Source organism: Pseudomonas sp. 5P_5.1_Bac1, assembly GCF_025466015.1.
In the GTDB taxonomy this organism is placed as follows: domain Bacteria; phylum Pseudomonadota; class Gammaproteobacteria; order Pseudomonadales; family Pseudomonadaceae; genus Aquipseudomonas.
In genome coordinates, this window is the sequence record NZ_JANLNX010000087.1 from 92,984 (window position 1) to 107,347 (window position 14,364).

8 protein-coding genes are annotated in these 14,364 nt (G+C 64.8%); 3 read left to right on the forward strand and 5 right to left on the reverse strand.

Annotated elements, in window-relative coordinates; all coding sequences use genetic code 11:
- The first annotated feature begins 82 nt into the window (after positions 1 to 82).
- Both NTD82_RS18270 and NTD82_RS18275 read left to right on the forward strand, forming a co-directional pair.
- Complete coding sequence (locus tag NTD82_RS18270; RefSeq protein ID WP_262129694.1) at positions 83 to 970, forward strand: LysR family transcriptional regulator; 888 nt, start codon at positions 83 to 85, stop codon at positions 968 to 970.
- A gap of 84 nt (positions 971 to 1,054) precedes the next feature.
- A complete protein-coding gene (locus NTD82_RS18275; protein WP_042124881.1) occupies positions 1,055 to 1,399 on the forward strand; it encodes a cupin domain-containing protein in 345 nt (114 codons plus the stop codon).
- A 57-nt stretch (positions 1,400 to 1,456) separates the two neighbouring features.
- Here NTD82_RS18275 and mmsB read toward each other — a convergent pair whose 3' ends face one another.
- Together mmsB and NTD82_RS18285 are read right to left on the reverse strand one after the other, a co-directional pair.
- The gene (mmsB, locus tag NTD82_RS18280) at positions 1,457 to 2,344 is read right to left on the reverse strand and encodes a 3-hydroxyisobutyrate dehydrogenase (protein WP_262129695.1); all 888 of its coding nucleotides are present in this window, start codon (positions 2,342 to 2,344) and stop codon (positions 1,457 to 1,459) included.
- Between the two features lie 10 nt (positions 2,345 to 2,354).
- A complete protein-coding gene (locus NTD82_RS18285; RefSeq protein ID WP_095159942.1) occupies positions 2,355 to 3,881 on the reverse strand; it encodes a CoA-acylating methylmalonate-semialdehyde dehydrogenase in 1,527 nt (508 codons plus the stop codon).
- Positions 3,882 to 4,015: 134 nt separating this feature from the next.
- Between NTD82_RS18285 and NTD82_RS18290 the strand changes: the two genes are divergently transcribed.
- A complete protein-coding gene (locus NTD82_RS18290) occupies positions 4,016 to 4,963 on the forward strand; it encodes a LysR family transcriptional regulator (protein ID WP_095159943.1) in 948 nt (315 codons plus the stop codon).
- A 51-nt stretch (positions 4,964 to 5,014) separates the two neighbouring features.
- Here NTD82_RS18290 and recD read toward each other — a convergent pair whose 3' ends face one another.
- From recD to recC, 3 genes are read right to left on the reverse strand one after another with little or no spacing between them, the layout of a single operon-like run.
- The gene (gene recD / locus NTD82_RS18295; protein WP_262129696.1) at positions 5,015 to 7,096 is read right to left on the reverse strand and encodes an exodeoxyribonuclease V subunit alpha; all 2,082 of its coding nucleotides are present in this window, start codon (positions 7,094 to 7,096) and stop codon (positions 5,015 to 5,017) included.
- Complete coding sequence (gene recB / locus NTD82_RS18300; protein WP_262129698.1) at positions 7,093 to 10,782, reverse strand: exodeoxyribonuclease V subunit beta; 3,690 nt, start codon at positions 10,780 to 10,782, stop codon at positions 7,093 to 7,095. The genes recD and recB overlap by 4 nt, the downstream gene beginning before the upstream one ends.
- On the reverse strand, positions 10,779 to 14,261 hold the full coding sequence (gene recC / locus NTD82_RS18305) for an exodeoxyribonuclease V subunit gamma (RefSeq protein ID WP_262129699.1): 3,483 nt from the start codon (positions 14,259 to 14,261) through the stop codon (positions 10,779 to 10,781). Before recC ends, recB begins: the two co-directional genes overlap by 4 nt.
- Positions 14,262 to 14,364: the final 103 nt, after the last annotated feature.

Sequence of the window (14,364 nt, forward strand, 5' to 3'; positions counted from 1 at the left end):
GCCGCGATTAGTTGAGCCTGCCTATCGCCAGACAATAGTCTGGCCGTTCTATACTTCGCTAACCTTCACGCTGGCCCCGCCCATGCATTTCGACCTCATCGACCTCCGCCTTTTCCTCCTCACCGTCGAGTGCGGCAACATCACCGCCGGCGCGCAGCGCAGTCACCTGTCGCTGCCGGCGGCCAGTGCGCGGATCCGGGCCATGGAAAGCTCGCTCGGCATCGCCCTGCTGGAACGCAATCGCCGTGGTGTACAGCCGACCCCGGCCGGTCAGGCGCTGGTCAATCATGCGCGGCAGATCGGCCAGCAGGTGGAGCGCCTGCAGTTCGACCTGGCGCAATACGCCAGCGGCTTGCACGGCCAGGTGCGCCTGCTGTGCAACACGGCGGCGCTGACCGAGTACCTGCCGGAACTGCTCGCCGGTTTTCTGCGCCAGCGCCCGCACATCGATGTGGATATCCAGGAACTGCCGAGCCTGCGCATCGTCCAGGCCCTCGGCCAGGGCGTCGCCGACCTCGGCATCGTCTCCGACGCGGTGGTTACCGCAGACCTGCAGACCCGCCCCTTCCGCGACGATCCACTGGTGCTGATCATGGCCCCGAACCATCCGCTCGCGGCTGTGGATAACCTCGACTTCGCCCGCTCGCTGGAGCACGGTTACGTCGGCCTCGGCGCCGCCAGTGCACTGGCGTTGCACCTGGAAGAACAGGCGCTGCACCTGGGCCGGCGGATGCAGGTGCGGGTGCGGGCGGAGGGTTTCGATGGGGTGATTCGCATGGTCGCCCATGGTGCCGGGCTGGGCATCGTGCCGCTCGCTGCGGTGCAGCGCTGGCAAGGCGTGTTGCCGCTGCGCAGCGTGGCGTTGCGCGAAGGCTGGGCCGAGCGTCGGCTACTGCTGTGCGCGCGGGATTTCGCCGCGTTGCCGGGTCAGGCCACGGCATTGCTCGATGCACTGGCGCCGCGCGTTTAGACAACTCGACGTCGAGTACAGGCAATTGCCGGATGGACGGGCTCGCTAGGCTGCGGGCTCTTTCTTCTGTCTGCCGGAGCCTGTATGTCCAAGCCAATCGTCGTCCTTCGCGATACCCATCCGCTGCCGGTCCTCGACGCCTGCAAATGGGAAAAACTGGCGGGCGACCCGCACACCGTCAACCTCAACGCCTACACCAGCGAAGACGGCAGCAAGATCATGGGCACCTGGATCTGCACCCCGGGCAAATGGCGGGTGAACTACGAGAAGTGGGAGTACTGCCATTTCCAGGAAGGCTACTGCGTGATCACGCCGGATGGTCAGGAGCCGATTCATCTGCGGGCGGGGGACATCTTCATCGTCGAGCCGGGGATGAAGGGGACCTGGGAAGTGGTTGAGACGGTGCGCAAGTATTTCGTGTTTGCCTGATATTCAAAACCCAATCGCTGCGGTTCGGCGCCCCGAACCGCAGCGATTGTTTCAGCATCACTCCGGCTTGCGATAACTCTCCACGATCGCTGAAAAGTCTTTCCCGCCATCCCCGCGCAGGCTCATCGCCTGATACAACTGCTGCGCCACCGCGCCGAGGATCACCGGCTGGTGCGCCTGCTTCGCCGCTTCGGTCGCCAGGCCCAGGTCCTTCAGCATCAGATCAGCACCAAAGCCACCGGTATACCCACGCGCCGCCGGCGCCGTTTCGATGATGCCCGGCCATGGGTTGTAGGTATCAGAACTCCAGCAGCGCCCGGTGGAACTGTTGATGATCCCCGCCAGCACCTTGGTGTCGATGCCCAGCGCGTTACCCAGGGCCATGGCCTCGGACACGCCGACCATGGAAATCCCCAGCAGCAGGTTGTTGCAGATCTTGGCGATCTGCCCGGTGCCCACGCCACCGCAATGCACGATGTTACGGCCCATCTGCGCCAGCACCGGCTGCAAGGTGGCGAACAGTTCGTCACTGCCGCCGACCATGAAGGTCAAGGTGCCCGCCGCCGCCCCGCCGGTACCGCCAGACACCGGCGCATCGCCCATGTCCACGCCCTGCTTCGCCGCCGCGGCGGAAACGTCGCGGATGGTCTGCGGGTCGATGGTGCTGCAATCCACCACCGGAGTGCCGGCGCGCACACCGGCCAGCACGCCGTTTTCGCCGAGGTACACGCCGCGCACATGGGCCGCGGCCGGGAGCATAGTGATCACCAGTTCGGCGTTGCCCGCCGCATCACGCGGCGAGTCGCTGATATGCCCGCCCAGCTCGGCAAGCTCGGCCAGGACGGTGGTGTTGAGGTCGAACAGGTTGAGGCTGTGGCCGGCCTTGATCAGGTTGCGCGCCATCGGCGCGCCCATGTTGCCCAGACCAATGAATGCAATACGCATGTTCAACTCCTTAGCGCAGGCTGATGGTGGTGTTCACGCCATCGTTGACGCTGTCGTCATCGAACCAGCGAGCGGTGACGGTCTTGGTCTGAGTGTAGAACTGCACCACTTGCTTGCCGTAAGGACCGAGGTCGCCCAGCTTGGAGCCGCGCGAGCCGGTGAAGCTGAAGTACGGAACCGGCACTGGAATCGGGATGTTGATACCGACCTGGCCGACATCGATTTCAGACTGGAACTTGCGCGCCGCCGCACCGCTCTGGGTAAACAGGCCAGTGCCGTTGCCGAAGGGGTTGCGGTTGACCAGGGCGATGGCTTCGTCGAGGGTGTCGACTTCCAGCGTCACCAGCACCGGGCCGAAGATTTCCTGGGTGTAGATCTGCATATCGGTGGTCACCCCGGAGAACAGGGTCGGGCCGACGAAATTGCCGTTCTCGTAGCCCGGCACCTTCACGTCACGACCGTCCAGCTCCAGCGTGGCGCCTTCGCGAATGCCGCTTTCGATCAGGCCCAGCACACGCTCCTTGGCACGCTTGGAAATCACCGGACCGACATCGGTGCCCGGCTCGCTGCCGGCATTGACCTTGAGTTTCGATGCCAGCGCTTTCAGCTCCGGCAGCCACTCGCGGGACTTGCCGACGAACACCGCCACCGAGGTCGCCATGCAACGCTGGCCGGCCGCACCGAACGCGGCACCCGCCAGGGCGTTGAGGGTCTGGGTGCGGTTGGCGTCGGGCAGGATCACCGCATGGTTTTTCGCGCCCATCATCGATTGCACGCGCTTGCCGTGCTTGCCGGCCAGGTCATACACGTGGGTGCCGACTTCCGTGGAACCGACGAAAGACACCGCCTTGATATCGCTGTGGGTGCACAGGCCATCAACCACCTGCTTGCCGCCGTGCACGACGTTGAGCACGCCGGCCGGCACACCGGCCTCGATTGCCAGTTCCACCAGCAGCATGGTCGACAGCGGATCCTGCTCGGACGGTTTGAGGACGAAGGTGTTGCCGCAGACGATGGCCATCGGGAACATCCACAGCGGGATCATCGCCGGGAAGTTGAACGGGGTGATGCCGGCGCAGACGCCGATCGGCTGGCGCAGGGTGTAGGTGTCGACGCCACCAGCGACGTTCTCGGCGAACTCGCCCATCTGCAGGGTGCCGATGCTGCACGCATGCTCCACCACTTCCAGGCCGCGGAAGATATCGCCCTCGGCATCGGCGATGGTCTTGCCCTGTTCGGCACTGAGGGTCACGGCAATGCGTTTGGAGTGCTCACGGATCAGCGCCTGCAGGCGCAGCATGATGCGCATCCGCGCGCCGATCGGCGTGTCTTTCCAGGTCTTGAAGGCGCGTTGCGCGGCGGCCACGGCAGCATCCAGCTCTTCGGCGGTGGCGAAGGGGACGCGGGCCAGGACTTCCTGGGTGGCCGGGTTGACCACGTCACGCCACTCGCTGGTTTTCGATTCGACCCATTGGCCGTCGATCAGCAGGCGGACCTGGTCGACCTTGGTCTGGCCGGGGGTGAGGGATGCGTTCATGAGGCTTCTCCTGGAAATTGTTTTTAGCGAGAGAATTGCCGGCGCGGCAGCCGCGACGGGGCTTGGGGCCTGGGCTGTTTTCGAGTATAGATGTGCAAACTTCCAACAAAAACGCACATAAAAGCCGGTCCAACATGCAAAAAAACATCACCTCCCTGGGTTCACTGAACTGGGATGACCTGAAGTTCTTTCTTGAAGTGGCGCGGACCCGCAAGGCCAGCAGCGCGGCCAAGCGCCTGAATGTGGATTACACCACCGTGTCGCGGCGCATCAGTTCGCTGGAGCAGGCGCTGGGCACCTTGCTGTTCGAAAAATCCCGGACCAACGGCTTCGTCCTCACCACCGAAGGACAACGCCTGCTGAGCTACGCCGAGTCGATCGAAAGCACGCTGCACATGGCCTGCGAACAGGTCTCCGGCTCCGGCGTGGCCCTTTCCGGGCATGTGCGCATGGGCTGCACCGAAGGCTTCGGCAGCTTCTTCATCACCCCGCAGCTGAGCCACTTCGTCGACACCTGGCCGGCCATCTCGGTGGACATCCTGCCGCTGCCGCACTTCATCAGCCTGTCCAAGCGCGAGGCCGATATCGTCATCGCCCTGGAGCGCCCGGAACATGGCCCGTACGTGTGCTGCAAACTGTGCGACTACCGCCTGCGCCTGTACGCGACCCAGGACTACCTCGACCGCCACCCGCCAATCCGGCGCAGCAGCGACCTGGGCGAGCACCCGTTCATCAGCTATGTCGACGACCTGGCGTTCAGTTCCGAGTTGCTTTACCTCAACAACCTGCTGCCCAACGCCACCGCGCACCTGCGCAGCACCAGTGTCATCGCCCAGTACGTCGCCGCCCAGCAGGGCCGCGGCCTGGCCATCCTGCCCTGCTTCCTCGCCGCCCAGGACCCGCGACTGGTGCCGGTCCTGCCGGACGAAGTGAGCGTTACCCGGCAGTTCTGGATGTACTGCCGGGAGGATTTGCGCAAGTTGAAGCGGATTACCTTGTTGTGGGATTACATCAGGGATGTGACGGAGAAGAACAGGCCGCTGTTGATGGGGGAATCGCGGGAGATGGTGTTTCCGGAGTGACGGCCGTGCCTCATCGCTGATGAAAGAGGCACCGAACCGTCACGAGGCGGCCTACACCGTTTCCAGCATCAACCCCGAAATCCGCTTCACCTTTCTGCCCACCGCCTCTTCCAGCACACCCTGGCGCGGTTCGATCAGGCTGAACCAGTCCCGGGCCCGGGTGATCCCGGTGTAGATCAGTTCCTTGGTCAGCACCGGGTTCAGCGCATCCGGCAGCACCAGCGCGGTGTGGGCGAACTCCGAGCCCTGAGATTTGTGCACAGTCATCGCGTAGACGGTTTCCACCTCGCTGAGGCGACTCGGCAACACGAAGCGCACACCGCCGCGGCCATCGTTGCGCGGGAAAGCCACCCGCAGCGGCGCGATCTCGGATTGGCCGTCCGGCACCCGCAGGGCGATACCGATATCGCCGTTCATCAGGTTCAGGCCGTAGTCATTGCGGGTCACCAGCACAGGGCGGCCTTCGTACCAGGGCTGGTCGCCGTCGATCAGGCCCGCAGCGGTCAGCACCCGGCTGACGCGCTGATTGAGCCCTTCCACACCCCAAGGCCCTTTGCGCACAGCGCAGAGCAACTGGAAGCGTTCGAAGGCTTTCAATACCTCAAGCGCCCACTCGCTCCAGCGCGGATCATCAGCCGGCAGGTCCGCCGCCGGACGGCCTTGGCGGATGGCGTGCAAATAATCGCGGTAGCCCAGCGGCCCTTTCGGCCCGCGCTCCAGGCCGTCGAGTACCAGCTTGTCGAGGGCACGATCCTGTTCGCCGCGCAGGGTCAGGCCGAACACGTCGGCGTATTGCCCTTCGCGCAGCAGGGCGCGCGCATCGCTCGCCAACTGGCGATTGACCAAACGCGCCAACTGGCCGATACCGCTGCCTTCGCCAAAGCGCCGCGAGCGCCGCAACATCACCACTTGTTGCGCCAGCGGATAACGCCCGGCATCTCCTGCCTGCAGGCCGCTGGCGCTCAGCGACTCGCCGCTGACCTGCTCCAGCCAGGCTTGAGTCTCGTCACTGTAACGGCCCTCCTCGGCGTCGCGGCACAGGTCGCCGAGCACCGCGCCGGCCTCCACGGAGGCCAGCTGGTCCTTGTCGCCCAGCAGGATCAGCCGGGCATTTTCCGGCATTGCCGCCAGCAGGTTGGCCATCATTTCCAGGTCGATCATCGACGCTTCGTCCACCACCAGCACATCCAGCGGCAGCGGGTTGCCGGCATGATGACGGAAGTGCCGCGAGTTGGGCCGACTGCCCAGCAGACGGTGCACAGTGGAGACGTCGCAGGGAATCTGCGCCCGCACGTCTGCGCTCACCGACAACCGCTCGACCTGCTGACCGATGGACTCCGTCAGGCGCGCCGCGGCCTTGCCGGTGGGCGCTGCGAGACGAATCCGCAGCGGACGCCCGGCCTCCACCGCCGGCGCCTGCAACAACGCCAGCAGACGCACCACGGTGGTGGTTTTGCCAGTGCCGGGGCCGCCGGTGATGATGCTGAACGCCGCACGGGTGGCCAGGGCGCAGGCGAGTTTCTGCCAGTCGATCTGCCCGGCTTCTGCGCCGTCCTTGAACAGGTTGTCGAGGCGCGCGCGCAGGTCCGTGGGCGTCGCTTCGGTCTGCTGTAGCCGCTGGCGCAGGGCGTCGTCGATCTGCCGTTCGTAGGTCCAGTAACGGCGCAGGTAGAGTCGCCCGCCGCTCAATACCAGCGGTCGCGACGTGTGCTGCGGCTGGTCGCCCGCCGCCACCAGCGTGCTGCGTTCCAGGCGCTCCAGCCAGGTGTCGCCGGTGAGCCGTTCGAGCAGTTGCGAAGGCAGCAACAGCGGCCCGGCCAAGGCATCGCCTTCCGGCGGCAGCGACAGGGCGAAGTCCGGTTCGGCGAGGGTCTTTTCCAGGTCCAGGCATACATGGCCGTGTCCCAATTGATGGCTGGCCAAGGCCGCGGCCAACAGCACCAGCGGATCGCCGCCCGGCTCCCGCTCACGCAGGAAACCGACGAAGGCGCGGTCCAGCGCCCGCAGCCAGCCTCGCTCAACCCAGCGATCGAGCAACGCCAGCAGGTCGGCGCTATCGCTCAAGGGCGCGAGGGATGCCAGGTGCTCGGCGTCCAGCGGTGTCGGCAGCAAATCGTTGAACGTGCGGATCATTGGACTTCTCCCGAGAACAGGTCCTGCTGCGTCACCTGTGGAACACCGCGGAACAGCGCGTCGAGTTGCTCGATCAGCGCCCGCGGCGGCTTGGCGAAATACACGCCCTGAGTCGATGAGTGCGCACCGCGCAGGAAGATATACACAGCGCCGCCAACGTGCTGGTCGTAGTCGTAGTCGGGCAGGCGCGCGCGCAGTTGCCGGTGCAGGGCCAGCAGGTAGAGCACGTATTGCAGGTCGTAGCGGTGTTCGAGAATCGCCGACTCCATGGCCGCTTCGCTGTAGGCCAGGTCATCAGGGCCAAGCCAGTTGGACTTGTAGTCGGCCACGTAATAGCGGCCCTCGTGCTCGAACACCAGGTCGATGAAGCCCTTGAACATGCCGTTGAGCAACGCCGCCTGCGCGGCCGGGCGCGAGGTGCCCTGGTGGGTATGCTGGGCCACCAGCCGGTCCAGACGCAGCACATCGACGCGATGACTGGCGAACCAGAATTCCATCTCGATCTGGTACTGGCTCAGCCCACCAAGGGCCACCGGCGCGCTGTCGTCACCCAGCCGCAGCGGCGACTGCAACAGGTGCTGCAACCAGTCACTCAGGGTGTTGATCCAGCCTTTCCAGTCGCGGCGGTTGCAGCGCTGGCCAACCATCTCGCGCAGTTCTTGCGGCGCGGCGGCCACCCGTGCGAAACCTTGCTGCCCAGCCCACTCCAGCAGGCCGTGGAGGAAGGTGCCGGGATTGGGGCCGCGCGGGAAGCGGTGGATGTCCCCGGCGATCGCTGCGACTTCGCGCAGGGCATTCGGATCAGGACGTTCGTCATCGAGCAATTGCTGGGCCTGGGGCACATCGGCGTCCAGCTCCAAAGCATCCTCGCCGATGCGCAGGGCACTGTAGGAGGCGATCCACCAGTTCTCGGCAGCGCGGCGCTTGGGCTCGCGCGCGGCAAGCAATTCGGCGGTCTGCCGGGGGGCGACGTAGAGCTGTTCGTTGGCCTCCGGCAGCGCCTGGCTGTGGATGGCGTCGCAGTCCTTTTGCAGGGCATCGAGCCAGCTCGTCAGCGCCGCGGACTCCGCCAGCCGCTGGCCGCCGCCCAACAGATAACCGAGGGCGCTGCGGTGCAGCAGCGAGTCTTTGCCGGTGCCGCGCTTGAGGTCGGCCACACCCAGCCAGCAGGCGTGCCGTGCTCGGGTCAGGGCGACATAGAACAGGCGAAGGTCTTCGGCGAGTCGCTCGTCATCGGCCTTGGCAATCTGCTCATCGGTAGGGCTCAGGGTCACGTGCGCAGCGCCATTTTCGTCGTGCCAACCCAGCGGCAGGCGCTTGCCATCCACCGGCTTGGCGGTGCAGATGAACGGCAGGAACACCAGTTCGTACTCCAGACCCTTGGATTTGTGGATGGTCACCACCTTGACCAGTTGCTCGTCGCTTTCCAGGCGCAGGATCTGTTCCTCGCCCGCTTGCCCGGACGCAGCGAGATGCTCGCCCAGATGACGGATCAGCGCCTGCTCGCCATCCAGTTCAGTAGCGGCCTGCTGCAGTAGCTCGGCGAGGTGCAGCAGGTTGGTCAGCACCCGTTCGCCATCGGTGCGGCCGATCAGCACCTGGGGTAGCTCGAAGTCGTGCAGCAGGCGTCGCAGCATTGGCAGCACGCCCTGGACTCGCCAGATCAGCCGGTACTGACGGAACTGCATGACCCGGCCTTCCCAACGCATTTCGTCTTCGTTCAGTCGCGCCAGTTCGCGCAGTGGCTGAGCGAGGGTGCCGCTGGCCAGCGCCGCCTTGAGTAGGCGCTCGTTGTCCGGCTCGGCGCAGGCCTTGAGCCAGGCCAGCAGGTCGCGGGCTTCCTGGGCGGCGAAGACCGAATCCTTGTCCGAGAGGTACACACTGCGCACGCCGCGCGCCGCCAGTTCAGCGCGAACAAGCTGCGCCTCACGGCCATCGCGCACAAGGATGGCGATATCCGATGGCTGGCAGCCACGCAATTGCTCGCCCTGGACGAAGCCGCTGCGGCCCTGCTGCCCGCCGTTGAGCAAGCTGACGATAAGGCTCGCGCAACTCGCGGCCATCTTCTGCCGGTAGAGGGTGTTCGACACCGGCTCATCGCTCGCCAGGTGCCACAGGTTCAGCGCCGGCACCGCCTCGCCATCGACCTGCAACTGCTCTTTGTGCCCACGCGCATGCACCGAAACGAAGGGCACCGGGTTGTCGCCATCCTTGTCGCGAAACAGGAAGGCACCACGGCCGACAGAACGCTGCTCGGCCTGCTCGAACACATGATTGACCGCGGTGACCATCGACTGGGTGGAGCGGAAGTTGGTGTCGAGGCTGTGCAGGCGCCCGGTGGTGGCGCGGCGGGCGCCGAGGTAGGTGAAAATGTCGGCGCCGCGGAAGGCGTAGATCGCCTGCTTCGGGTCGCCGATCAAGAACAGGCCGGTATCCCGCACGTTTTCTTCGATGCGGTAGATGCACTCGAAGATGCGGTACTGCACCGGATCGGTGTCCTGGAATTCATCGATCAGCGCGACCGGAAACTGCTCGCGGATCAACCCGGCCAGTCGCTCGCCGGCAGGCCCGCTCAGGGCGCTGTCGAGGCGTTGCAACATGTCGTCGAAGCCCATTTCCGCGCGGCGGCGCTTCTCTTGTTCAAAGCGCTGAGAGACCCAGGCGGCAGCGTGTTCGAGCAGTTGCGCGTCCGGCGTCGGCAGGCTTTGCAGCTGCTCGCGCAAAGCGACCATGGCCTCCAGTGCCGGGTGACTCGGCGGGTCGACTTTCCAGGCGACCGCCACGCCTTCCGGGGTCAGGCGGGTGAAACCGGTGCCGATATCCAGCTCTTGCGCCTGCTCGTCCTCGGCCCAGTTGCGCAGCTTCTCGCACCAGGGTTTGAAGTAGCGTTCCTGGATCATGCTGCCGTTGACCTGCTTGGCCTTCACGCCCTCGCGGCAGAGTTGCAGCAGTTCATCCGACCATTGCGCCCAAGGCGCTTTCAGTTCGCGCAACTGCTCGGCACGTTGGCGCAGCACGTCGGCGATGACCTCTTGCGGCTCTTGCGTGCGCACCTCTCCGGCATGCCGGCCAAACAGTGCGCGTACCCGCGGCAGCAGGTCGTCCGGGTTGCCCCAGTTGTTACGCACCCAAGCCAGCGCCTCGCCTTCCATGCCGTAGCAGAAGCGCCGCCAGTAATCGCGCATGACCTGGCCGAGCAATTCGCTGTGGTCGGTTTCCAGTGTCTGGGTGAACAGGCTGCCGCTGTCGAAGGCGTGCTCGCGCAGCATCCGCTGGCACCAACTGTGGATGGTCGAGACGGCCGCCTCGTCCATCCACTGCGCAGCGACTTCCAGGCGATTGGCGCAGGTCGGCCAATGGGCAGGATCGTATTGCTCGCGCAGTTGGGCGAGCAGCGGGTCCGCTTCGGCCAGGTCACCGCGGAAGAACCGCGCCGCCTCGGCCAGACGGATGCGGATTCGCTCACGCAGCTCCTTGGTCGCGGCATCGGTGAAGGTCACCACCAGAATCTGCGGCGGCAACAGTTCGCGACCAAAGCCCTGCTCACCACCGTGGCCGAGCACCAGGCGCAGGTACAGGGCGGAAATGGTGAATGTCTTGCCGGTGCCAGCACTGGCTTCGATCAACTGGCTGCCATACAGGGGAAAGGTCAACGCCAGTGGCGCCTGGGTTACTGCAACGCTCATGGACGCACCTCTTCACTGGCCAGTGTCTGCCATTTAGCTTCGAACATCGGCTTGTACAGGGCTTCGCACCAGCCCTCGAATTCTTCGCTCGCAGTCATCGCCGCGAAATCACTGAACTGACGCAGCAGCGCCGCGCTCTCGCTGCGTTCGCCGTCTCGCTGGCCGTCGCCATCGTAGGTTTTGGCGGCGTCGGCCAAGGCCCGTTCCGGGTCTTTCTCCTGTTGGGCGAGCCAGGCAAAGGCGGTCTTGATCGCTACTGGCAGCGGCGCATTCATGCCGGTCTGACGCGACAGCAGCAGGTGGGTCAGCAGCTCGGCTGCCTCCTCTTGCGGCAGAGGCTCCAGCATCAGCGTGATGTCGGTGGCGACCACGGCGCTGTGCAGCGAATGGCCTACCGCGCAGGCGGCAAGGTGCATGACCCAGGTGGCCGTCAAGCGATGCCACTTCAGCGAGCGACCACTGCTGATGCCGTTGGGCAAGGTGGTGATGCTCAGCAGCGCCTGGTCGGCACGTTGCTGGACACGACCAAGCCAGCCTTCGAGCTTGAGCGCGCCGGCCTCGAAACGAATCGGCAAGGCGCTGTCGATGCGGGTCGGCCACTGTTGCAACAACTGGCGGTGGCGCTGCAGCAGGTCCGGTAGCGGTTCAATCAGTTCTTCGCGCAGGCACTCGCCAAAACCGGCCAGCGGCAACAGGCCGCTGCCTTGCAAGCGATGCGCCTGGCCGAGCAGCGCCGCATCGCTTTGCGCGGGATCGACCAGCGCAGCGTTGAGCAGGCTTTCGCTCAGGCTGTAGCGTTGCAGGGCATCGAGCACGAAGGGTTCATCATCGGCCAGTGGCGCTTCGACCGCCTCGAAGAACACCTTCAGCCGATGTCTGAAAAAGTGCCGGACCGGGTGACGAACAAAGTCCTGAAGCAGCGACAGGGTCAGCGGTTCGTCGGGTTCATAGCGCTCAAGTTGATCGTGCTCCGGCGCTGCGGCATCAGCCGGCAGGTGCAGGCTGCGCCACTCGCGGGCGTAGCTGAACAGGTCGCTGCCGCGGTGGTAGTAACGGGCACTGAAAGGCTGCAACGGATGTTCGGTGGTGAGCTTGTGCAGGAGTTGTTCGCCGGCGTTGTGCTTGCTGTCGCTGGCGGCGCCTTTGAGTCGCCAACCCGCGGCAATGTGGTCGCGCAGTTGGCCAATCAACACCGACGCCGGGCGATCGCTGTTGTCACGAATGCTGCGACCGACCCAACTGACGTAAAGCTGCGCCCGGGCCGACAGCAGCGCTTCGAGCAGCAGGTAGCGATCGTCCTCGCGACGGGAACGGTCGCCAGGGCGGTAGTCGCTGCCCATCAGGTCGAAATCCAGTGGAGGCTGGGCACGGGGGTAGTCACCGTCGTTCATGCCCAGCAGGCACACCACCTTGAATGGAATCGCGCGCATCGGCATCAGGGTGCAGAAGTTCACTGAACCTGCGAGGAAACGCTGCGAAAGGCGGCCTTGATCCAGACCGGCCAACCAGGCTTCGCGGACCACTGTGAGCGGCAGCAGGTCTTGCAGACCGACCGATTCACAAGTCCCCAGCCAGGTATCGCAAAGGGTCTGCAACTGGACCAGCAGGTAGTCGTCATGCTCGCTTTCAGCCAGGAAAAACACCTGCAACAGGGCGTTGAGGCGCTCGCCCCATTGCGCTGCGGGAGCGGGGCGGGACAATTCCGCGTGGGCCACTTCCAGAGCGTCGAGCAAGGCAACCAGCGGGCCAATCAACGCGGCGTCGAGGCCGCCGATTTCGTCGTACGGCTCAATGCCGTCGCAGCTCTCGCCCGCTCCCACCGCATAGCCGAGCAACATCCGACGCAGGCCGAAACGCCAACTGTTCTGTTCCAGGTCATCCGGCAAACCGAGGCTGGCGCGCTGCTCGGCATTGAGGCCCCAACGCACGCCGGCACCTTCGATCCAGCGATGCAGGGTCGGCAGATCGCTTTCCTTGATGGCGAAGCGGGCGCGCAAGGCCGGCACGTCGAGCAGATCGAGGATTTCGCTGACCGGGAAGCGGCTGTCGGGTAGTTTGAGCAGGTGTTCCAGGGCGATCAGCAAGGGGTCGCGACCGCGTTGGCCCTGGTCGGTGAGGGTGAACGGGATGTAGCGGGTTTCGCCGCGATCGAGCTGGCCAAATACCGCCCGGATGTGAGGGGCGTAGGCGTTGATGTCCGGAACCATGACGATCACATCGCGCGGGCGCAAACCGGGGTCGGCGCTGAAGCGGGCGAGTAACTGGTCGTGGAGAATCTCTACTTCGCGCTGGGCGCTGTGGGCGATATGGAAGCGCACGGAACGGTCTTTTGCCGGGTCGACGTCGGGCCAAAGCTCGCGGGTTTCGTTCAGGGGGCGCAGTTCGAGAATGTCGTCCTGCAATTGGCCGAGCAGGTGCTGGGGCTCGTCTTCACTGAACAGGTCGATGCGACCATCGCTGAAGGCGGTGCGGTAACTGGACGGGTCATCGTAACTGTCGAGCAGGTTGATGTAGTCGCGCCCCTGCTTGCCCCAGGCGGCGAGCAACGGGTGAGCATGCTGGTGCAGGCTTTGCGCATCGATCGGGCCGGCCATGCCTTGCTTGCGCTGCTGGCGCTTGTACTGGTGGCGGAGCAGGTCCTTGTCGGCAACGATATCGGCCCAATGGTGGCGACAAGGGTTATGCACACAGAGCAACACCTGACTGAAGCGAGCCAGGCCGGCCAACGCCTCGAGGGCCTGGGCCGGCAGGGAAGAAATACCGAAGACGATGACGCGGGATGGCAGCCCGGCCGGGGCCTGCGCCAAACCGTTGATGCGCTCGATAAAGCGCTGATGCACGCCGGCGCGGCTTTGCGCCATTCCAGCTTCGCCAACATCCAGCAACAACGCTCGCCAAAGCTCAGCCTGCCAGCAATTGGCCGGGGACAGCGGGCGCGACTCACCGCGAGCATTGATCATCACATGGCGACCGGCGGCCCACTCTTTTAGCCAGTCGGCGCGATAGACCTGATATTGGTCGAACAGGTCGGCCAGGCGTTCGGCCAATTGATAGCGCTTGCGCAGGTCGCTGTCATCGAGAAGGAAGCGCTGCAGCGGTTCGAAGTGGGGTTGATGGATCAGCTCGGGGAGCAGGCGCATCAGGCGCCAGGTCAGCGGGGCTTTGTCGAGGAGCGACGTTTCCGGAATCTCTTCGCGACCGAGGACTTTCCGGTATAGCTGCCACATGAAACTGCCGGGGAGCTGTACCTCGATGGCTGCGGCGATGCCGCTGCCGCCCGTATCGTCTTCTTCGGGGTCTTCAGCCAGAGCGAGCTTCAGCCACTGGGCGATGCCGTTGCTCTGCACCAGGACGATCTCGTTTTCCAAAGGTGCCAGGGGATAACGCCGCATCCAGCTCACCACCAGGCTTCGCAGCTCATCCAAACGGTTGCCGTGAACAACCATGAAACCTGGAAGAAGCGTGCTTGCATGCGACATAAGGCATCCCTGTGGCAGTCGAGAAAAGAAAGGAACATAGCACGGCGCCTGAGTCGAACGACAAGGCTGAATCCGTGAAAGTAAGACCGTTATTTTCGGACGC